Below are 20,530 nucleotides of genomic sequence, written 5' to 3' on the forward strand. Positions count from 1 at the left end.
CTACTGGCCCTTGGCCGCGTTCTTCTTCTCCTCGGCGTCCTCGATGACCGCCTCGGCGACCTGCTGCATCGACATGCGCCGGTCCATCGACGTCTTCTGGATCCACCGGAACGCCGCCGGCTCCGTCAGCCCGTACTGCGTCTGGAGGATGCTCTTCGCCCGGTCGACCAGCTTGCGCGTCTCCAGCCGCAGCGAGAGGTCCGCGACCTCCTTCTCCAACGCCCGCAGCTCCGCGAACCGCGACACCGCCATCTCGATGGCCGGCACCACGTCGCTCTTGCTGAACGGCTTCACGAGGTACGCCATGGCCCCCGCGTCACGGGCCCGCTCGACGAGGTCGCGCTGCGAGAAGGCGGTCAGCATCAGCACGGGCGCGATGGACTCCTCCGCGATCTTCTCCGCGGCGGAGATCCCGTCCAGGACGGGCATCTTCACGTCGAGGATCACCAGATCGGGCCGGTGCTCGCGCGCGAGCTCCACGGCCGTCTGCCCGTCCCCGGCCTCCCCGACGACGGAGTACCCCTCCTCTTCGAGCATCTCCTTGAGGTCGAGACGGATGAGCGCCTCGTCCTCGGCGATGACGACCCGCGTCGTCAGCGGCGGAACGTGCGACTGGTCGGCGTCGGGCGTGGGCGTCGACTCGTGCTCGGCGGTCACGGATGGCTCCTCGATACGGGGCATTACTGCTCCCCCGAGCCTACCTAGCTACGGTAAGGTGGTGGCACACAGGGCTCCCCTGAGCCTTCGTTTCGTAGGCCCCAGTACTCCAACTGGTCAGAGAGGCCGCTCTCAAACAGCGGACAGTGTGGGTTCGAATCCCACCTGGGGCACTTTGCTTGGATTCCATGGTCACGCGATTACCGCGTGGCCATCACTCTTTCCAGTGACGCTCCACCCAAATGCACCACACGCGAAATTTCCACACCTCAGCGTCGACCGCATGTACGACATGGCCACGCGCGTTCGCGTTCTGGAATTACTCGACGGCGGGCGGAGCATGAACTCCGTCAGCAAGGAGACCGGGATATCCCGGGCCGCCATCCGTGCCTGGCGGGTGCGGGTGGAGCCGCTGCCCCGGCTCAACCAGGTCGCGCCGTGCGGGGTGCCCGACGACAAGGGCGCCTACGCGTACCTCCTGGGCCTCTATCTCGGCGACGGGTGCATCAGCCCGCACCCCCGGGGCGGGCATCATCTCCGGATCGTCTGTGCGGACGCCTGGCCCGGGCTCATCGAGCAGTGCCGAGCCGCGATCAAGGCCGTCCGGCCCCAGGACAGTGTCCATCTCCTGCGGAAGCAGGGCTGCGTCGCCGTCACCGGTTACGGGCGGCACTGGACGTGTCTGTTCCCGCAGCACGGACCCGGCAAGAAGCACGACCGGCGGATCGCCCTTGAGGCATGGCAGCGGGAGATCGTCGACACGCACCCGTGGGAGTTCCTACGGGGCCTGATCCACTCCGACGGGTGCCGGATCACCAACTGGACCGTGCGGAACGGGAAGCGCTACGAGTACCCCCGCTACTTCTTCACCAACAGGTCCGAGGACATCCGCCGGCTGTGCACCGACACGCTCACCGAGGTCGGCGTCGCATGGACCCTCCAGGCGCGGAGCGGGAACGCCTTCAACGTCTCCGTCGCCCGTAAGGCGTCCGTGGCCCTCATGGACGCGCACATCGGGCCGAAGTACTGACTACGGGAGGTCGCCGGAGCCGCCGAGGTTGGCGACCATGCGGCGCAGGACGTCGATGGTGGCGGCGTATTCGGCGGGGTCGATGCCGGCCCGCACGCGGGCGTGGATCTTGGCGATGCGGGCGCGGGAACGCGCTCGGGCGGCTTCGCCGGCGGGGGTGAGGGTCAGGGTGCCGTCGGTTTCGGTGGTCCAGCCGCGGTCGGCGTGGTCGTCGTGGACGGCGTCGAAGTCGGTGTCCTGGTCGTCGTAGGGGGCGAGCTTCGCGGTGAGGGCGGTGCGGGTCCAGGTGCCGGGGCCGGCGGCGACGTGGTTGAGGATCCACCAGTGTGGCTGGGTGAGTTGTTCCTCGCCGAGGGCGGCGCGGATGGCGCCGATGGAGAGCTTGGCGGTCTCGCGGCTCCAGTAGCCGATGGGCTGGGCGGCGAGGCGGTCCTGGGAGTACGTCGTGGTCGTCGTCATGGGCGTGACGGTAGGACCTGAACTTTGATTGAGGTCAAGACCGCGTCGGGCGGGTTCGGCCCGACGCGGGGGCGGGGGGCGGGTCAGCGGACGGGGTCGCCGATGTGGTGGATGCGGACGAGGTTGGTCTTGCCGCTGACGCCGGGGGGTGAGCCGGCGGTGATGACGACGATGTCGCCGGGGACGCAGCGGCCGATGCGCAGGAGTTCTTCCTCGACCTGGCCGACCATGGCGTCGGTGGAGTCGACGTGGGGGCCGAGGAAGGTTTCGACGCCCCAGGTGAGGTTGAGTTGGGAGCGGGTGGCGGGGTCGGGGGTGAAGGCGAGGAGGGGGATGGGCGAGCGGTAGCGGGAGAGTCGGCGGACGGTGTCGCCGCTCTGGGTGAAGGCGACGAGGAACTTGGCGCCGAGGAAGTCGCCCATTTCGGCGGCGGCCCGCGCGACGGCTCCGCCCTGGGTGCGGGGCTTGTTGCGTTCGGTGAGCGGGGGCAGGCCCTTGGCGAGGATGTCCTCTTCGGCGGCTTCGACGATGCGGGCCATGGTGCGGACGGTTTCGACGGGGTATTTGCCGACGCTGGTCTCGCCGCTGAGCATGACGGCGTCGGTGCCGTCGATGACGGCGTTGGCGACGTCGGAGGCTTCGGCGCGGGTGGGGCGGGAGTTCTCGATCATCGAGTCGAGCATTTGGGTGGCGACGATGACGGGTTTGGCGTTGCGCTTGGCGAGTTTGATGGCGCGCTTTTGGACGATGGGGACTTGTTCGAGGGGCATTTCGACGCCGAGGTCGCCGCGGGCGACCATGATGCCGTCGAAGGCGGCGACGATGTCGTCGATGTTGTCGACGGCCTGGGGTTTTTCGATCTTGGCGATGACGGGGAGGCGGCGGCCTTCCTCGTCCATGACGCGGTGGACGTCCTCGATGTCGCGGCCGGTGCGGACGAAGGAGAGGGCGATGACGTCGGCGCCGGTGCGCAGGGCCCAGCGGAGGTCTTCGATGTCCTTGTCGGAGAGGGCGGGGACGGAGACGGCGACGCCGGGGAGGTTGAGTCCCTTGTGGTCGGAGACCATGCCGCCTTCGATGACGCGGGTGTGGACGCGGGGGCCGTCGACGGCGGTGACTTCGAGGGTGACGCGGCCGTCGTCGACGAGGATGCGTTCGCCGGTGGTGACGTCGGTGGCGAGGCCGGGGTAGGTGGTGCCGCAGGTGTGGCGGTCGCCCTGGTGGGGTTCGGTGGTGATGGTGAACTCGTCGCCGCGTTCAAGGAGTACGGGGCCTTCGTGGAAGCGGCCGAGTCGGATCTTCGGGCCTTGAAGGTCTGCGAGGATGCCGACGCTGCGGCCGGTCTCGTCGGATGCCTTGCGTACGCGCTGGTAGCGCTCCTCGTGTTCGGCGTAGGTGCCGTGGCTGAGGTTGAATCGGGCGATGTCCATTCCGGCTTCGACCAGTGCTTTGATCTGGTCGTATGAGTCGGTGGCGGGGCCCAGGGTACATACGATTTTTGCTCGGCGCATGGGGCGAGGGTATGCCCCTACCAGACAGTAGGAAATTGGTTCCCGGTGTCCACTCAACAACCTTTATGCGAAAGGTTGTTGACATATGTTGAATGTGCGTGGGGGTGCTCCGATGAGCACCCCCGGGGCGGGTGGTTCAGAGCCGGGGCGGGGTCATCGTGAAGCGGGCGTTGACCTGGGCGTGGACGGTCTGTCGTTGGGGTTCGAGGTCGAGGGGCGGGGCGCCGGCTTCCTCGGTGTCGCCGTAGGCCATCGCGCGGAACGTTCCGGCGGGGGCGGACATGGCGACGGGGGCGGCGTTCTCCGCCCCGAGGTCGGCGAGTTCGACGAGGGCGGCGAGGTCGGCGCCGAGGGCCCCGGCGTATTCGCGGGCGCGTTGGACGGCTTCGAGGACGGCTTGGCGGCGGGCTTCGCCGTGGGCGGGCGAGGTGGGGCGCAGGGCCCACCAGGGGCCGTCGACCTGGGTGAGTTCGAGGTCGGCGAGGCGGGTGGTGAGTTCTCCGAGGGTGGTGAAGTCGGCGATCTCGGCGGTGAGGTGGACGCGGCCGTGGTAGGCGCGGACGCGTTCGCCGCGGCCGTGGCGGGTGAGTTCGGGGGTGATGGAGAAGGTGCCGGTTTCGAGTTTTTCGACGGGGTCTCCGTAGCTCTTGACGAGGTCGAGGACGGCGTTGTTGCGGCGGGTGAGGTCTTCGAGGGCGGTGCGGCGGTCGGTGCCGCGTGCGGTGACGGTGATGCCGATGCGGGCGATCTCGGGGTCGACTTCGATGTGGGCTTCGCCGCGGACGGCGACGCGGGGCACTTCGGGGGTTCCGTAGGGCTGGTGCGTGGTGTCCTGGGTCATGGTTTCACTCTCGCACTGTCGTCCGTTCGGGTGTGGTCATCGGATCGAAACCTGACGGGGGTGTTGCGCCTTGTTACTGGTGGGTCAGAATCTACGCGCGTTGTTCACGCTTCGTAACACGCCTCACTACACGCCTCACAAGGGGAGATGGCATGGCGTTCGACCGTAGGACTTTCATGGGGGCTTCGGCCGCGACGGGTGCGGCCGTGGCGCTGGCGGGGGCCACGAGCACCCCGGCGGCGGCGCACGGGGGGCCGCGTACGTACGCGTTCACCGTGATGGGGACGACCGATCTGCACGGGAACGTCTTCAACTGGGACTACTTCACGGACAAGGAGTTCGACGACAAGGCGCACAACGACGTGGGTCTGGCGAAGATCTCGACGCTGGTGAACCAGGTGCGGGCGGAGAAGGGGCGGCGCAACACGCTGCTGATCGATGCCGGTGACACCATTCAGGGCACGCAGTTGTCGTACTACTACGCGAAGGTGGATCCGATCACGGCGCGGCGTGGTCCGGTTCATCCGATGGCGCAGGCGATGAACGCGATCGGGTACGACGCGGCGGCGCTGGGGAACCACGAGTTCAACTACGGGATCCCGGTGCTGCGCAAGTTCGAGGAGCAGTGTGATTTCCCGCTGCTGGGGGCGAACGCGTTGGACGCGAAGACGTTGCGGCCGGCGTTCGCGCCGTACAGCATGCACCGGCTGCGCACGCCGCACGGTCGGGACGTGAAGGTGGCGGTGCTGGGTCTGACGAATCCGGGGATCGCGCTGTGGGACAAGGCGAACGTGCAGGGGAAGATGACGTTCCCGGGGTTGGAGGAGCAGGCGGCGAAGTACGTGCCGCGGCTTCGTTCGATGGGCGCGGACGTGGTGATCGTGTCGGCGCACTCGGGTTCGAGCGGTACGTCCTCGTACGGTGACCAGTTGCCGCACGTCGAGAACGCGGCGGCGTTGGTGGCCGAGCAGGTGCCGGGGATCGACGCGATCCTGGTGGGGCACGCGCACACGGAGATCCCGGAGTACCGGGTGAAGAACAAGGCGACGGGCAAGGACGTGGTCCTGTCGGAGCCGTTGAAGTGGGGTCAGCGGTTGACGCTGTTCGACTTCGAGCTGTCGTGGGAGCGGGGCCGCTGGTCGGTGGCGAAGGTCGCGGCGCGGGTGGTGAACTCGAACACGGTGGCCGAGGACCCGAAGATCACGCGGCTGCTGTCGGACGAGCACCGCAAGGTGGTGGCGTACGTGAACCAGGTGATCGGTACGTCGACGCAGGCGATGTCCTCGGCGGAGGGTCCGGTGAAGGACGTGCCGATCATCGATCTGATCAACCACGTGCAGGCGGAGACGGTGAAGGCGGCTCTGGCGGGTACGGAGTGGGCGGCGCTGCCGGTGTTGTCGCAGGCGTCGTGTTTCTCGCGGACGGCGGCGATACCGGCGGGGAAGGTGACGATCCGGGACGCGGCGGGGTTGTACCCGTTCGAGAACACGCTGGAGGCGCGGCTGCTGACGGGTGCGCAGCTGAAGGACTACCTGGAGTACTCGGCGCGGTACTACGTGCGTACGGCGGCGGGTGAGGTGGTGGATCCGGCGAAGCTGACGAATTCCGAGGGCGTGCCGGACTACAACTACGACGCGGTGTACGGGCTGACGTACGACGTGGACATCGCGCGACCGGTGGGTTCGCGGATCGTGGGGTTGTCCTTCGGGGGGAAGGCGGTGGAGCCGGAGGCCCGGTTCGTGTTCGCGGTGAACAACTACCGGGCTTCGGGCGGGGGCAACTTCCCGCACGTTCCGCAGGCGCGGCAGTTGTGGGCGGATTCGGACGAGATCCGCAACACGATCATCCAGTGGGTGAAGGCGGCGGGGACGGTGGATCCGGCGCGGTTCGCCTCGGTGGACTGGCGGCTGACGCGGGACGGGGTGCCGGTCTTCTAGGGGCCGGTCCTCGGAGGGCCGGTGGTCGCGGGGTCGGTGGTCGCCTGGCCGGTGGTCGCGGGGTCGGGGTGCGCGGTGGCGGGCCCCGGCCCCGCGTCGGTTCGGGGGCCGGCGGGTCAGGCGCCGGCGGGTCGGTGGACGAAGCCGGTGAGGGGGGCGAGGACCTTCCAGTCGAGGGTTTCGTAGAGGGCCCGTCCTTGGAGGGTGGCGCCGAGGATGCCGGTGGTGGCGCCCTGGTCGAGGGCGGCGCGGGTGAGGGTGGCCATCACGACGGTACCGAGGCCGCGGCGTTGGTGGTTCTCCTCGGTGATGATCTGGTCGAAGACGCAGGCGCCGGCGGCGAGGCCGACCTGGCCGCGGGCGGCGGGTCGTCCGTCGGCGGCCAGGAGGCGCACGGTGACGAGGTCGGGGCCGGCCTCGATCGTGGCGGTGTATCCGTCGGGTGTGCGTACGGGGGACGGGCGCAGGTCGACGGCCATCAGGAAGCCGGGTTCGGTGGGTTGCCAGTGGGGCGGGAACCACGGTCGCATGCGGTCCGGGGCGAGGAAGCCCTTGATCCAGGTGGCGGGTTCGGTGGTGGCGTCGATGAGGGCGCGGGCGGTGTCGGGGGCGGCGTCGAGGAGGACGTGACGGACGGTCTGGGTCGGCAGTCCGACCCGGACGGTCAGGCCCCACGGTGTGTCGACCGGTTCGGGTGTGCTCCGTGAGGCGCTCCATCCGTGGACCCACGAGCGTGCGATCTCCCACATGCGGACACCCCTCCGAGCGGTGACGGTAATGACCCCTGTCCGATGTCGGATGTTACACAGTCGACAGCCCTAGGGGTGTTCGACGAGGGGCAGGAGTTCGACGGCGGGGTGGGGGCGGGTGTGTTCGCGCTGTTCGAGGCCGAAGGTGGTGAAGGCGGTGCGGAGGGGTTGGGGGTAGGGCTCCTTGCCGGTGAGGGTGTTGAGGATGGCGGCGCTGCGCCAGGCGGCGAGGCCGAGGTCGGGGGCGCCGATGCCGTGGGTGTGGCGTTCGCCGTTCTGGACGAAGACGGTTCCGGTGACGGAGGGGTCGAGGACCATCCGGTAGCGGTCGTCGATGCGGGGGCGGCCGGAGGAGTCCTTGCGGATGTAGGGGTCGAGGCCCGCGAGGAGGCTGGTGAGGGGGCGTTCGCGGTAGCCGGTGGCGAGGACGACGGCGTCGGTGGTGAGGCGGGATCGGGTGCCCTGTTGGGCGTGTTCGAGGTGGAGCTCGATCTTGGTGGTGGCCACGCGGCCGGCGGTGCGGACGGTGACTCCGGGGGTGAGGACGGCGTCGGGCCAGCCGCCGTCGAGGGTGCGGCGGTAGAGCTCCTCGTGGATGGCGGCGAGGGTGGCGGTGTCGATGCCCTTGTGGAGTTGCCACTGGGTGGGGACGAGGCGGTCGCGGACGGGCTCGGGGAGGGCGTGGAAGTAGCGGGTGTAGTCGGGGGTGAAGTGTTCGAGGCCGAGCTTGGAGTACTCCATGGGGGCGAAGGCGGGGGTGCGGGCGAGCCAGCTGAGGCCTTCGCGGCCGGTGGGGCGGGCGCGCAGGAGGTCGAGGAAGACCTCGGCGCCCGATTGTCCGGAGCCGATGACGGTGACGTGGTCGGCGGCGAGGACGCGTTGGCGGTTGTCGAGGTAGTCGGCGGAGTGGATGACGGGGACGGTGGGGGCGTCGGCGAGGGGGCGCAGGGGTTCGGGGACGTAGGGGGCGGTGCCGACGCCGAGGACGAGGTTGCGGGTGTGGGTGCGGCCGAGGGCCTCGACTTCGCCGTCGGTGTCGAGTCGGGTGTAGTCGACTTCGAAGAGGTCGCGTTCGGGGTTCCAGCGGACGGCGTCGACCTGGTGGCCGAAGTGGAGGTCGGGGAGCCGGCCGGAGACCCAGCGGCAGTAGGCGTCGTACTCGGCGCGTTGGATGTGGAACCGCTCGGCGAAGTAGAAGGGGAAGAGGCGTTCCCTGTGCTTGAGGTAGCTGAGGAAGGTCCAGGGGCTGGCGGGGTCGGCGAGGGTGACGAGGTCGGCGAGGAAGGGGACCTGGAGGGCGGCTCCGTCGATGAGGAGTCCGGGGTGCCAGCGGAAGTCGCGGCGCTGGTCGAAGAAGACGGTGGCGAGGGGGTCGACTCCCTGGCGGGGCAGGCCGTGGGCGAGGGCGGCCAGGGAGAGGTTGAAGGGGCCGATGCCGATTCCGACGAGGTCGTGGGGCGTATCGAGGTGCGCGGTCATCGGTGGGTTCTGCCTTCCAGGAGGGTGACGAGGGTGTCCAGGTCCCGCGGGGTGGTGTGGGGGTTGAGGAGGGTGGCCTTGAGCCAGAGGCGGCCGTCCGCGGTGGCGCGGCCGAGGACGGCGGTGCCGTCGTGGAGGAGGGTGCGGCGCAGGGCGGCGAGGTGGGTGTCGTCCGCGGGGGTGGGGCGGAAGAGGACCGTGGTGAGGGTGGGGTGCGCGTGGAGTTCGAAGCGGGGGTGTGCGTCGAGGAGTTCGGCGAGCCGGTGGGCTGCGGCGCAGGTGAGGTCGACGAGGTGGGCGAGGCCGTCGCGGCCGAGTGAGCGCAGGGTGACGGCGATCTTGAAGGCGTCGGGTCGGCGGGTGGTGCGCAGGGAGCGGCCGAGGAGGTCGGGGAGGCCGGCTTCGGTGTCGTCGTCGGCGTTGAGGTAGTCGGCCTGGTGGGCCAGGGGGGCCAGGCGGCTGGTGTCGGGGACGGCGAGGAGGCCGGCGGCGACGGGTTGCCAGCCGAGTTTGTGCAGGTCGACGGTGATGCTCCCGGCGCGGTCGATGCCGGTGAGGGTGGCGCGGCGGTGGGGGTGGAGGGCGAGGAGGCCTCCGTAGGCGGCGTCGACGTGGAGGGTGGCGCGGTGGCGGGCGCAGACGTCGGCGAGGGCGTCGAGGGGGTCGATGAGGCCCGCGTCGGTGGTGCCGGCGGTGGCGGTGACGAGGGCGGGTCCGGGGGTGCGGGCGAGGGCCTCGTCGAGGGCGGCGGGGTCGAGGGTGCCGGTGGGGGTGGGGAGGGCGGTGGCGGGGGGCAGGCCGAGGAGCCAGGCGGCGCGGGGGATCGAGTGGTGGGCGTTGGCTCCGTGGAGGACGGCCAGGTGGGGGCCGTGGTGTTCGCGGGCGAGGAGGACGGCGAGTTGGTTGGCCTCGGTGCCGCCGGTGGTGAGGACGGCGTCGGCGCGGGGGGTGCCGTAGAACTCGGCGGCGAGGGTGCGGGTGAGGAGGGCCTCGACGGTGGAGGCGGCGGGGGCCTGGTCCCAGGAGTCGAGGGAGGGGTTGAGGGCGGTGGCGGCGAGGTCGGCGGCGGCCGCGACGGCGAGGGGCGGGCAGTGCAGGTGGGCGGCGCACAGGGGGTGGGCGGGGTCGGCGGCGCCTGCGGCGAGGGTGTGGACGAGGGTGCGCAGTGCTTCGTGGTCCCCCGTGCCCCGGTCGGGGAGTACGTCGCCCAGTGCGGCGGTGACGCGGGCGGTGACGGCGTCGGGGCCGCCGGCGGGGAGGGGGCCGCCGCGTTCCGCGGCTCCGGTGCGCAGGGCCGTCAGGACGGTGTCGAGGAGGGGGCGCAGGGCGTCGGCGCCGGTCCGGCCGCCTCCGGCGAGGGGTGGCGGGGTTGCGGGCGCTGTCATGCGGGGTCCTTCGGGGGCGGGCCGGGCGCGGCGGGGGTGCGGTGGGGTGCGGCTGCGCGCGGTGGAGGCCTGGGCCGGGCGGGACACCCGGGCGGTACAACGATCCGACCCGAATGGGGTAACCGCCGGGGTGTGTCGGGCGTCGGTTTCCGGACGCGCGGCGGGTGCGGTGCGGGGTGGGGCGTCGGCCCGGCGGGTGGGTGCCCGGGGGTGCGAACCCGCGGGTGGCCGCCCGTGGGCGGGTTCCGCGGGGCCCCGGCGCGCGCCCGGTCGGCGGCTCCCCCGCCCCGCCGCCCGATGGCCGGATCCGAGATCCGCCGGGCGGCCCGCGGCGCCGGGCGGCGGGACGGACCCCGCGGGCACGGGGCCGGGGCCGGAGGCCGGGCGGGGTGATCGGGGGACGGGTCCGGGGCCCGCCGGCCGGGCCCCGGTTGCGGTGCGGAGGTATCCGGGAGGACCGGGCGCGGGCCTGGACGCTGCCGCGCCCGACGTCGGCCCGCCCGACGTGCGGAGCCTGGGGCCGGGGCCCCGAAGCCGGGAACACGGGGGCGGAGCCGGAGGCACGCAGCCGTGAGGCCGGGCCGGCGCCGGGAGGCCGGGGCCCGGCCGTAACCGGCCCGGATGCCAGGCGGGGGCAGGCCGGGGAGCCCGGCCGGGACGGGGCCGGGCCGGGCGGCCGGGCGGGGGCGCGGCCCGGTACTCGGGCTCGGGGTGGGCTTCGTGGGCGGTCCCGGCGCGGGGTTACGGGGTCGGCGGGGTGGTGCGGACGCGGAGGGCGCGGGCGAGGTCGTCGAGTTGGTCGACGAGCTTGCGGCGCAGGAGCGGGATGAGTTCGGGGTCCTGGAGGCAGGTGTGGCCGGCCCGGAGGTTCGCTTCGTCGACGGCGTGGGCGGGGAAGGCCCAGCGGCCGGCGGCTTCGGCGATGGCGGGGCCGCGGCGGGTGCCGAGGGCGACGACGTCGGCGTAGTAGCGGGGCACGTAGTCCCGTACGAGTGCGGCCTGTTCGGGCTGCCAGAAGCCCTGGGCGGTGGCGCTGAAGAGGTAGTTGGACAGGCTGTCGTCGTGGAAGAGGCGGTTCCAGGCGGCGGCCTTGGCCTCGGGGGTGGGCAGGGCGGCGCGGCAGCGGGCTGCGCCTTCCTGGCCGGTGGCGCTGGGGTCGGCGGCGAGGGCGGCGTCGATGTCGGCCTCGTCGACGGCGCCGAGGACCGCGAGGCGGGCGAGGATGCGCCAGCTCAGCTCGGGGTCGAGTGCGGGGCCGCCGGGGACGGTGCCGTCGGCGAGCCAGGCGGCGATGGTGTCGGGGCGGGTGGCGCTGTCGATGAGGGAGCGTACGGCGGCGAGCCGCGTTCCGGGTTCGGTGCCGTCCTCGGTGCGGTCGAGCAGGGCGCGGCCGATGTCGGTGAGGGTGTCGAGGGCGGCGGTGCGGTCGGCGGGGTCGAGGAGGCGGTCGGCGATCTGGTTGCGGGCGAAGCCGAGGACGCCCTGGAGGATGGCGAGGTCGTATTCGTCGGGCAGGTGGGCTTCGGCGGTGGCCAGGTAGGAGGCGGGTTCGAGTTCGCCGTCGCGGACCATGTCGCGCAGGCAGCCCCAGACGACGGCGCGGGTGAGGGCGTCGGGGATGCGGGAGGTCTCGCGCAGGGCGGCTTCGAGGGAGGTGTCGTCGAGGCGGATCTTGGCGTAGCCGAGGTCGCCGTCGTTGAGGACGAGGAGGGCGGGGCGGGGTCCGCCGACGGAGAGGACCTCGTCGGTGGGGACGTCGAGGTCGAGGAGTTCGGTGCGTTCGAGGAAGCCGCCCGGGGTGCGGGTGTAGGCGCCGGCGGTGATGCGGTGGGGGCGGTGGCCCTGGCGGTCGACGGTGAGGGTCCAGCCGGCGGGGCCGTCCTGGACGTGGGGGGTGAGGGTGTCGATGCCGGTGGTGCGCAGCCAGGCGTCGGCCCAGGCGTGGACGTCGCGGTCGGTGTGGGCGGCGAGGGAGTCGACGAAGTCGGCGAGGGTGGCGTTGGCGAAGCGGTGGCGGGCGAAGTGGGTGTTGATGCCGGCGAGGAACTCCTTCTCGCCGAGCCAGGTGACGAGTTGGCGCAGGGCGGAGGCGCCCTTGGCGTAGGAGATGCCGTCGAAGTTGAGGAGGGCGGAGGCGGTGTCGGGGACGTCTTCGGGGGCGGGGGCGACGGGGTGGGTGGAGGGGCGCTGGTCGGCGTCGTAGCCCCAGGGCTTGCGGACCATGCCGAATTCGGTCCAGGTGCCGGTGAAGCGGGTGGCTTCGGTGAGGGTCTGGTAGCCCATGTACTCGGCGAAGGACTCGTTGAGCCAGATGTCGTCGAACCAGGCGAGGGTGACGAGGTCGCCGAACCACATGTGGGCCATCTCGTGGGCGATGACCATGGCGCGGCCCTGGCGTTCGGTGTCGGTGACGGCGGACCGGAAGACGAACTCGTCGCGGAAGGTGATCAGGCCCGGGTTCTCCATGGCGCCGGCGTTGAACTCGGGGACGAAGGCCTGGTCGTAGGAGTCGAAGGGGTAGGGCTCGGTGAACTTCTCGTGGTAGCGGTCGTAGCAGGCGGTGGTGACGGAGAGGATCTCGTCGGCGTCGGCGTCGAGGTGGGGGGCGAGGGAGCGGCGGCAGTGGATGCCGAAGGGGAGGCCGGCGTGTTCGGTGCGGATGCTGTGCCAGGGGCCGGCGGCGACGGCGGCGAGGTAGGTGGGGATGAGGGGGGTGGGTGCGGAGGTCCAGGTGCCGGCGGCGGGGCGGTCGCCGGTGGCGGGGCGTTCGCCGGTGCGGGTGGTGATGCCGTTGGCGAGGACGGTCCAGTGGGCGGGGGCGGTGACGGTGAACGCGAAGACGGCCTTCAGGTCGGGCTGGTCGAAGGCGGGGAAGACGCGCTGGACGTCGTCGAGGAACATCTGGGAGTAGACGTACGTCTCGCCGTCGGCGGGGTCGGTGAAGCGGTGCAGGCCCTCGCCGGTGCGGGAGTAGCGCATGCGGGCCTCGACGCGCAGCTCGTGGGGGCCTTCGGTGAGGCCCGTGAGGGGGAGGCGGTTGTCGGTGAGGGTGGTGGGGTCGAGGGGGTGTCCGTCGAGGGTGGCGGAGCTCAGTTCCTCGGGCTTCAGCTCGACGAAGGTGTCGCCGGCGGTGCGTGCGGTGAAGCGGATGAGGGTGGCGGAGTGGAAGGTCTCGTCGCCGGTGGTGAGGTCGAGGCTGACGTCGTAGTTCCGGACGTCGAGGAGCTGGGCTCGGGCTTGCGCTTCGGTGCGCGTCAGTGCGGACATGGGGCCATGCTGCCCGACGTGGGCGCCGGGACCCCGGACACCCCCGGGGCGGCGCCCGGCGGGCGCCCGGCGGCGGGTCTACTCCTCGCCGGCGGCGATGGTCTCGTGGTGGCGGATGACCTCGGCGATGATGAAGTTGAGGAGCTTCTCGGCGAAGGCCGGGTCGAGCTTGGCGCTCTCGGCGAGCCGGCGCAGGCGGTCGATCTGGCTGGCCTCGCGGGTGGGGTCGGCCGGCGGGAGCTCGTGGTCAGCCTTGAGGTGGCCGACCTGCTGGGTGCACTTGAAGCGCTCGGCGAGCATGTAGACCACGGCGGCGTCGATGTTGTCGATGCTGTCGCGCAGGCGGGACAGTTCGGCGGTGACGGACTCGTCGATGCGGTCGGTGTCGCTGTTGTTCATGGTTCTTGAGCTTACGTGGCCGGTGGGCGGGTCCGGCGGCTCGGTCGGTCCGTGAGACGGCCGGCCGGCCGGTTCACAGCGGCAGGGTGGCGGTGACGAGCCAGCCGCCCCGGGGGGTGGGGCCGGCGGTGAGGGAGCCGCCGAGGGCTTCGGCGCGTTCGGTCATGCCGGCGAGGCCGTAGCCGCCGCCGCGGGCCTTCTCGGAGAGTTTGGCGGGGCGTCCTCCGTCGTCGGCGATGCGGATTTCGAGGCCGGTGGGGACGGTGCGCAGGCCGACGCGGACGGTGGTGGCGCCGGCGGCGTGCTTGGCGATGTTGGTGAGGGCTTCGAGGACGATGCGGTGGGCGGTGGCGGCGACGTCGCCGGGGAGTCGGGTGTCGAGTCCCTCCTCTACGTGGAGGACGACGGGCGGGCCGGTGGCGGAGAACCGTTCGGTGAGGCGGCGGATGTCGGCGAGGCCGGCGACGGGGGTGCGGGCGTCGGTGGTGCCCTCGTCCTCGCGGAGGATCTTGACGAGGCGGCGCATGGAGCCGAGGGCTTCGTCGCCGGCGGTTTCGATCCGGCCGAAGATCTCGGCGGCGTGTTCGGCGGAGACGCGGGTGAAGCGGGCGGCGCGGGCCTCGACGACGATGCCGGTGACGTGGTGGGCGACGAGGTCGTGGAGTTCGCGGGCGAGTTCGAGGCGTTCGGCGGTGCGGACGGCGCGCAGGTCGCGGACGCGTTGGACGGCCTGGAGGCGCAGGAGCAGGGAGTAGGCGCCGACGACGACGGCGAGGACGGAGAAGAGGAGGGTGAAGCGTCCGGGGTCGGTGTCGCGGACGGGGACGGCCATGCAGCCGAGGCCGAGGAGGGGGCCGAGGACGGCGGCGGTGCGGGCGGGGGCGCGCAGGAGGATCTGGGAGAGGAGGACGAGGAGGGCGATGGCCTCGCCGCCGCCCCAGACGACGATGGGGTGGTTGCCGAAGATGAGCAGGAGGGTGACGGTCCAGGTGGTGGCCGCGGCGAACCAGGCGCGGGGGACGAGGGGGATGCGGGGCCAGGGTGCGGCGGCGAGGCAGACGAGGATGCCCGAGATCCAGACGGCGGCGTGCGGGGCGCTGGGTTGGCGGGCGAGGACGACGCCCTCGAAGGTGACGAGGGCGAGGAGGGTCAGGGAGAGCAGGAGCCGGATCCGGTCGGCGGCGCGGGGGTGCCGGCGCGCCCAGCCGGCGAGGGGGCTCACGCCCCCGCCCGACGCGGGGCGCGGGGGCCGGCCGGACGGGGGGCCGGGCGGTGGCCCGGGCAGGGGGGTGCCGTACGTCGGGCCCTGCGGGGGCGCGCCGTGAACGGCGCCGGGCCGCCCGGCGTACGGGACGCGACACCGTCCCGGGCCGTGGCGGGTAGCGCCGGACCGGGCGGGAGCGTACCGCTCGGGATCATGAGGCGGTGGCCAGGCCGCTTTCCCAGGCCCAGGCGGCGATCTCGACGCGGTTGCGGGCGTCCAGCTTGACCTGGACGTTCGCCAGGTGGGTTTTGACGGTGGACAGCGATACGAAGAGTTCGCCGGCGATCTCGGCGTTGGTCAGTCCGCGCGCGAGGCACAGGACGACGTCGCGTTCGCGTTCGGTGAGGGGTTCGGCGGGGCGGCGGGCGGCCTGGCCGGCGGGCAGGCGGGGGGCCATCTCGCGCAGCAGTCGTACGGTGATGGCGGGCGAGACGAGGGAGTCCCCGACGGCGGCGGCGCGGACGGCCTCAACCAGCATGGCCGGGCTCGCGTCCTTCAGGAGGAAGCCGGAGGCTCCGCCGTGGAGCGCCGCGTGGACGTACTCGTCGAGGTCGAAGGTGGTGACGATGACGATGCGCGGCTTGTCCCGGCCGCCGAGGCGGCGGGTGACTTCGAGGCCGTCGAGGCGGGGCATGCGGATGTCGAGGAGGAGGACGTCCGGTCGGTGCGCGTCGACGGCGGCCAGTGCGGCCTCCCCGTCGACGACGTCGGCGACGACCTCCATGTCGGATTGGCTTTCGAGGATCATCCGGAAGCCGGTTCTGACCATCTCCTGGTCGTCGGCGATGACCACTTTGATCGTCATGCGCTGCCTGCCCCACTGTCGCCCGCTGCCGCCGATGGATCCTTCCCATGGGACCCGCGCGTGCGCCGGCCCGCAACCGCTCGGGGGGCTGTCGGGAGGGGGTGGCGGGGCGGGGCGGGCGCTGCTTCGGCCCCGTCACAGCGTCTTCCACGGTAGGTGCGGGCGGGCGGGCGCGCCTCGCCCTTCCGGTCGGTTCGTGGCCGGCCGGAAGGACGAGGGCGTGGGGCCGTGCGGGGGTGGGGCGGGGCGGGGTCGGCTACAGGCCGGCGGCCGCGTTGCGGATGTCGTTGGCGAAGGTGGAGACCTCGGTGTAGACGCCGGGGTATCCCGCGCGGGCGCAGCCTTCGCCCCAGCTGACGATGCCGACCTGGATCCAGGCGTTGTTGTTGTCGCGGCGGAACATGGGGCCGCCGGAGTCGCCCTGGCAGGTGTCGACGCCGCCCTGGTTGTAGCCGGCGCAGATCTCCTCGCCGGGGACGAGGTCGTTTCCGTAGGCGCTCTGGCAGGAGGCGTCGGAGACGAAGGGGACGGTGGCCTTCATGAGGTAGCGCTGCTGGCCGCCGCCCTCGCGGGTGGCGCCCCAGCCGGCGACGGCGAAGTTGCCGTTGTCGTAGGCCTTGGTGTCGGCGATCTTGAGGGTGGGGAGGTTGATGGGCTTGGCGAGCTTGATCAGCGCCCAGTCCTTGCCCTTGCCGTTGTAGCCGGGGGCCTGGAGGACCTTGGTGGACTTGACCTTGATGGCGCTGGAGCTCTGGAGGTCGACGACTCCGGCGGTGGCGGTGATGGAGGTGTTGTTGCCGGAGCCGTTCACGCAGTGGGCGGCGGTGAGCACGATCTGCTGGGTGTAGAGGGCGCCTCCGCAGCCCATGGAGAGGCGGACCATGAACGGGTACTCGCCCTGGGCGGCGCGGGTGCCGCCGACGACGGGGGCGGGGGCGGCGCCGGCGTTGGCGGGCTGGAGGCTGACGGCCGCGAGGGCGACGGCGCCGACGGCGAGGAAGCGCTTGAGGATGCTCGGCAAGGTGGCCACGGTCAACACACTGCCTTTCGTGGGGGGTTGGGCTGTGCGCACTGTCATCGGGTGAATGACGAGTCCATGACACATCCGCCGTGCGGCGGACAACAAGAACGCGTTTTCGGACAATTTCCGGCCCGGGGGACGCCATGACGCAAAGCCGGGGGCGCGGCAGCCCCGTGGAGCACGGATTTCCACGCCTGGACACGGTCCGCCAGGCGATCACCGCCGTCTTCCGCCGCCTGTCCGCCGAGGGGGTGCGCGCCTACGACGTGGGCCTCTCCCCCGCCGACGCGGCGTTCGGCCCGGACGAGGACCTGCACCTCGGGGCGCAGCGGGTGGCCTCCGCCGTGGTGCGTTCACTGCGGTTGCCCGAGGCCCGTGTGGTGGTCGCGTTCAAGCCGATGCGGGACGCGGCCGTCGTCGAGCCGGGCGCGGGGCCGGTGTACTTCGTCGAGGTGAACGACCGCTTCCGCGTCCACCGCGGGGACCTGGCCGCCGTCCTGGCCCACGAGGTCACCCACGTCCTGCTGCACCGGCTGGAGTTGACCTTCCCGACGACCGACGCGAACGAGGTCCTCACCGACACCGCCGCCACCCTGCTCGGGCCCGGCCGGCTGCTCCTCGACGCCTACCGCGAGGACGCGCTCACCCACCGGCGGCTCGGCTACCTCACCCCCGAGGAGTTCGGCTTCGTCCTCGCCAAGCGCGCCGCCTTCCTCGACGAGGACCCCTCCCCCTGGTTCACCGGTCCGCACGCGCACGAGGCCTGGCGGCGCGGTCGCGCGCACGCCGCCCGGGACCTGCGCCGCGCCCCGCCGGCCGCCGCCGGCGCCCGGGAGCGCCTGCGCTACGCCCGGCGCCTGCGCGCGGGGGCGGCGGAGTTCGACCGGGGCCCCGACGGTCGGGGGCGGGTGACGTTCCCCTGCCCGGTGTGCGGCCAGGGGCTGCGGGTGCCGGTGCGCGCGGGGGCGCTGCGGGCGCGGTGCGGACTGTGTCGCACGGTGCTGGAGTGCGTCACCTGAACCCCCGGGGCGCGATCGGGCGACTGCCGGGTGCCGCCATTCATCGCCCGGCCACGAAAAGTTTCCTACCGACCAGTAGACATGTGTTCGACGCTCCCCGAACCTGATCGCGTACATGCCAACGCGCGACCGAGGAGCGTCCCCCACATGCGCATCACCCGCCGCATCAATGCCAACACCCGCCGCACCACGGCCCTTTCGCTCGCCGTGGCCGCCACCGCCGCCCTGACGCTGCTGCCCGCCGGCGCCGCCGCGGCGGCCCCCGCCGCGGCCCCCGCCGCCGTCTCGTCGAGCGCGGCCGCCACCGCCACCGGCTCCGCGCCCGGCGGGAACGCCAAGATCCTCGGCATCGACTACGCCACGTGGCAGCGCGACGTGGCCTCCGTCGTCGACGCCGCCCGCCCGGCCATCGAGCAGCGGATCGCGAACGCCCGGCCCGGTGAGAAGCAGGCCATCGTCCTCGACATCGACAACACCTCGCTGGAGACGGACTTCCACTGGTTCTGGGTCCAGCCGACCCCCGCGATCGCCAAGGTCCGCGACCTGACCCGGCACGCGCAGGAACGCGGAGTGGCGATCTTCTTCGTCACCGCCCGCCCCGGCATCATCTACTCGCTGACGGAGCGGAACCTGAAGTCCGTCGGCTACCCGGTCTCCGGTCTCTACGTGCGCGACCTGCCCGACCTCTTCGACGAGGTCAGCGCGTACAAGACGGGCAAGCGCGCCGAGATCGAGTCCCGCGGCTACACGATCATCGCCAACATCGGCAACAAGGAGGGCGACCTCGTCGGCGGGCACGCCGAGCGCACCGTCAAGCTGCCGGACTACGGCGGCAAGCTGTCCTGAATCGTTCGGCCGTACGACTTCCGGGGGCCGTACGCGGTTCAACGCCCGCGTCCGGCGGGTAGTCATAGCACATCGCACGAGTGAGACCGCGGGCCCGACCCCTCGCCAGGGGGCCGGGCCCGCGGTCTCTTTCCGGGCCCGACCGGGGCGACCGGGCGCGGGCCGCCGCCGTTCGGACCCGGAGCGTCAGCCCCTGGGCGTGGGGCAGGTCTGCCAGGCCAGGTGGTAGAGGGTGCTGACACTGGCGTCGGTGGAGTCCATGGCCATGAAGCTGGTGGCCGTGGGCGGGGAGGTGCCCGCGTTCACCCGCAGTTCGGTGTTGATGTTGAAGTTGCGCTTCTCCCCGCAGGGCGCCCACACGAGGTCGGCGTACTCGGTCTTGTCGGTGGCCTGCCAGTTGTCGTCGAGCGGACCGTTGAAGGTGTGGGTGCGCTGGGAGGTCTGCGGCATCCCCTGGAAGTAGTAGTTCGCCCGCTCCTGCCCCCAGGCTCCGCGCTGGAGGAAGGCGAAGCCGCGGTAGTCGGCCTGCACGATCGCGTAGGTGAACCCCGAGGGGACGTGGACGCGCAGGTTGAGCTGGCAGTTCTTGCGGAAGGCCGTGGCCGGGGCACCGGGGCCGACCTGCGCGAGGTACTCGCTGTAGGTGACGGTGAAGGCGGTGTTGTCGGGCGCGACGGCGACCTCGGCGGTGCCCTCGCGGCAGCCGGAGCCGTTGACGGTGGCGAGTTCGATCACGATCTTGTCGGGCGGGGCCGTGATCGGCCCGCCGGAGCCGGAGCCGGAGCCCGCGGCGGCTCCGGCCGGCGAGGACGCGGCGATCAGGGCGGCTACCGCACCTCCGACGAGGAGGGTACGGGGCAGGGAATGAGACATCGTTGTCACTCCTGGCCGTGAGTCGGGAATCCGGAACGCGCGCCGCGTCAGGAGGCGGCGGGACATCGCTTCCACTCGAAGTGGTAGACGGTGCTGACGCTGCCGTCCGTCGAGTCCATGCTCATGAAGCTCAGGGCCTGCGGGCTCGACGTGCCCGTGTAGACGCGCAGTTCGGTGTTGACGTTGAGGTTGCGGTCCTCGCCGCACGGCGCCCAGACGAGGTCGGCGTACGCCGTCCAGTCGCTCGCCTGCCAGCTGTCGGAGTGCGGTCCGCTGAACTGGTGGGTGCTGCGGGCGGTCTGCGCGTTGCCCTGGAAGTAGTAGTTGGCGCGCTCCTGGCCGTAGGCCCCGCGCTGGAGGTGGGCGAAGCCGCGGTAGTCGGCGCGCGCGATGGCGTAGGTGAACCCCTGGGGTACGTGGATGCGCAGGCCGAGCTGGCAGTTCTTGCGGAACTCGGTGCCGCCGGAACCGCCGCCCGCCTGGGCGAGGTAGTTGCTGTACGTGACGGTGAACGCCGTGTTGTCGGAGGCCGCGGCGACGTCGGCGGTGCCCTGGGGGCACCCCGAGCCGTTGACGGTGACCACGTCGACGGTGACGACGCCGGGTGGTGGGGTGGCGTCGCCGGCCCGGGCGGGTGCCGCCACGGCCGTCAGGGCGACGACCGCCGCCGCGATGCCGAATCTGCGCAGGCGCATGTCCGTTTCTCCGTTCGAGGGGAGCGATCGATGCGGAATGGCGTGGACATGCCACCACGCCGGCGGGGGCCCGGTAACGACGCGATACGGCCAAGGGACCGACCCCCGGACCCCCTGGCCGGATCCCGCGGAAGGGCGGACGCGCGTCGACGGGCGCCCATCAGCCCGCTCCCCCGCCCCGCCCGACCGGGCGAGCCGCGACGCCCCGGACGGAGGATGACCAGAACCCCGCACACGTGACCCGGGTCAGCCCGGTAACACCCGGTTTCACCGTTTCGGGTGGTATGGCGCAC

General features: G+C 72.0%; 18 protein-coding genes and 1 tRNA gene. 5 read left to right on the forward strand and 14 right to left on the reverse strand.

The features are described from left to right. Positions 1–657 carry a response regulator gene (locus tag AB0D01_RS16075; protein WP_363055770.1) on the reverse strand — a complete coding sequence of 219 codons (657 nt, stop codon included), beginning with the start codon at positions 655–657 and terminating at the stop codon, positions 1–3. Between the two features lie 98 nt (positions 658–755). On the opposite strand from AB0D01_RS16075, the gene AB0D01_RS16080 reads away from it, so the two are divergent. Next, positions 756–830, forward strand: a tRNA-Leu gene (locus AB0D01_RS16080). A gap of 110 nt (positions 831–940) precedes the next feature. Then, the gene (locus AB0D01_RS16085) at positions 941–1,687 is read left to right on the forward strand and encodes a transcriptional regulator (RefSeq protein ID WP_363055771.1); all 747 of its coding nucleotides are present in this window, start codon (positions 941–943) and stop codon (positions 1,685–1,687) included. Here the strand turns inward: AB0D01_RS16085 and AB0D01_RS16090 are convergent, their stop codons facing one another. The 3 genes from AB0D01_RS16090 to AB0D01_RS16100 all read right to left on the reverse strand — a co-directional run bounded on the left by AB0D01_RS16090 (position 1,688) and on the right by AB0D01_RS16100 (position 4,498). Next, positions 1,688–2,146, reverse strand: a complete 459-nt coding sequence (locus AB0D01_RS16090) for a MarR family transcriptional regulator (RefSeq protein WP_363055772.1) — start codon at positions 2,144–2,146, stop codon at positions 1,688–1,690. It lies immediately after the preceding gene. Between the two features lie 83 nt (positions 2,147–2,229). After that, a complete protein-coding gene (pyk, locus tag AB0D01_RS16095) occupies positions 2,230–3,657 on the reverse strand; it encodes a pyruvate kinase (protein WP_363055773.1) in 1,428 nt (475 codons plus the stop codon). Positions 3,658–3,793: 136 nt separating this feature from the next. Beyond that, entirely contained in the window at positions 3,794–4,498 is a 705-nt protein-coding gene (locus tag AB0D01_RS16100) for an SIMPL domain-containing protein (protein WP_363055774.1), read from the reverse strand. A gap of 152 nt (positions 4,499–4,650) precedes the next feature. On the opposite strand from AB0D01_RS16100, the gene AB0D01_RS16105 reads away from it, so the two are divergent. After that, positions 4,651–6,435 (forward strand): 5'-nucleotidase C-terminal domain-containing protein, encoded by a 1,785-nt coding sequence (locus AB0D01_RS16105; protein ID WP_363055775.1) that lies wholly within the window; start codon positions 4,651–4,653, stop codon positions 6,433–6,435. Positions 6,436–6,551: 116 nt separating this feature from the next. Here the strand turns inward: AB0D01_RS16105 and AB0D01_RS16110 are convergent, their stop codons facing one another. The 8 genes from AB0D01_RS16110 to AB0D01_RS16145 form a co-directional block, all read right to left on the reverse strand. Next, positions 6,552–7,184: a GNAT family N-acetyltransferase gene (locus AB0D01_RS16110; protein WP_363055776.1), complete on the reverse strand. Its 633-nt coding sequence runs from the start codon at positions 7,182–7,184 to the stop codon at positions 6,552–6,554. Positions 7,185–7,253: 69 nt separating this feature from the next. Beyond that, on the reverse strand, positions 7,254–8,663 hold the full coding sequence (locus AB0D01_RS16115; protein WP_363055777.1) for a SidA/IucD/PvdA family monooxygenase: 1,410 nt from the start codon (positions 8,661–8,663) through the stop codon (positions 7,254–7,256). Then, positions 8,660–10,048 carry an aminotransferase class V-fold PLP-dependent enzyme gene (locus AB0D01_RS16120; RefSeq protein ID WP_363055778.1) on the reverse strand — a complete coding sequence of 463 codons (1,389 nt, stop codon included), beginning with the start codon at positions 10,046–10,048 and terminating at the stop codon, positions 8,660–8,662. The genes AB0D01_RS16115 and AB0D01_RS16120 overlap by 4 nt, the downstream gene beginning before the upstream one ends. Before the next feature lie 741 nt (positions 10,049–10,789). Then, positions 10,790–13,315, reverse strand: a complete 2,526-nt coding sequence (gene pepN / locus AB0D01_RS16125) for an aminopeptidase N (protein ID WP_363055779.1) — start codon at positions 13,313–13,315, stop codon at positions 10,790–10,792. A 78-nt stretch (positions 13,316–13,393) separates the two neighbouring features. After that, entirely contained in the window at positions 13,394–13,714 is a 321-nt protein-coding gene (locus tag AB0D01_RS16130; RefSeq protein ID WP_363055780.1) for a chorismate mutase, read from the reverse strand. A 73-nt stretch (positions 13,715–13,787) separates the two neighbouring features. Continuing rightward, positions 13,788–14,936, reverse strand: a complete 1,149-nt coding sequence (locus AB0D01_RS16135; protein WP_363055781.1) for a histidine kinase — start codon at positions 14,934–14,936, stop codon at positions 13,788–13,790. Positions 14,937–15,129: 193 nt separating this feature from the next. After that, positions 15,130–15,783 (reverse strand): response regulator transcription factor, encoded by a 654-nt coding sequence (locus AB0D01_RS16140; protein ID WP_363055782.1) that lies wholly within the window; start codon positions 15,781–15,783, stop codon positions 15,130–15,132. A gap of 256 nt (positions 15,784–16,039) precedes the next feature. Beyond that, positions 16,040–16,822 carry a serine protease gene (locus AB0D01_RS16145; RefSeq protein ID WP_363055817.1) on the reverse strand — a complete coding sequence of 261 codons (783 nt, stop codon included), beginning with the start codon at positions 16,820–16,822 and terminating at the stop codon, positions 16,040–16,042. A gap of 125 nt (positions 16,823–16,947) precedes the next feature. Between AB0D01_RS16145 and AB0D01_RS16150 the strand changes: the two genes are divergently transcribed. Together AB0D01_RS16150 and AB0D01_RS16155 are read left to right on the forward strand one after the other, a co-directional pair. Continuing rightward, the gene (locus tag AB0D01_RS16150; protein ID WP_363055783.1) at positions 16,948–17,823 is read left to right on the forward strand and encodes a hypothetical protein; all 876 of its coding nucleotides are present in this window, start codon (positions 16,948–16,950) and stop codon (positions 17,821–17,823) included. Positions 17,824–17,970: 147 nt separating this feature from the next. Continuing rightward, entirely contained in the window at positions 17,971–18,669 is a 699-nt protein-coding gene (locus AB0D01_RS16155) for an HAD family acid phosphatase (protein WP_363055784.1), read from the forward strand. 186 nt (positions 18,670–18,855) lie between these two features. Here AB0D01_RS16155 and AB0D01_RS16160 read toward each other — a convergent pair whose 3' ends face one another. Further along, entirely contained in the window at positions 18,856–19,542 is a 687-nt protein-coding gene (locus tag AB0D01_RS16160; RefSeq protein WP_363055785.1) for a DUF4360 domain-containing protein, read from the reverse strand. A gap of 47 nt (positions 19,543–19,589) precedes the next feature. Further along, positions 19,590–20,237, reverse strand: coding sequence for a DUF4360 domain-containing protein (locus AB0D01_RS16165; RefSeq protein WP_363055786.1), 648 nt, complete (start codon positions 20,235–20,237; stop codon positions 19,590–19,592). Between the last annotated feature and the right edge of the window lie 293 nt (positions 20,238–20,530).

This window comes from Streptomyces sp. NPDC048606 (assembly GCF_040650855.1).
GTDB lineage: Bacteria > Actinomycetota > Actinomycetes > Streptomycetales > Streptomycetaceae > Streptomyces.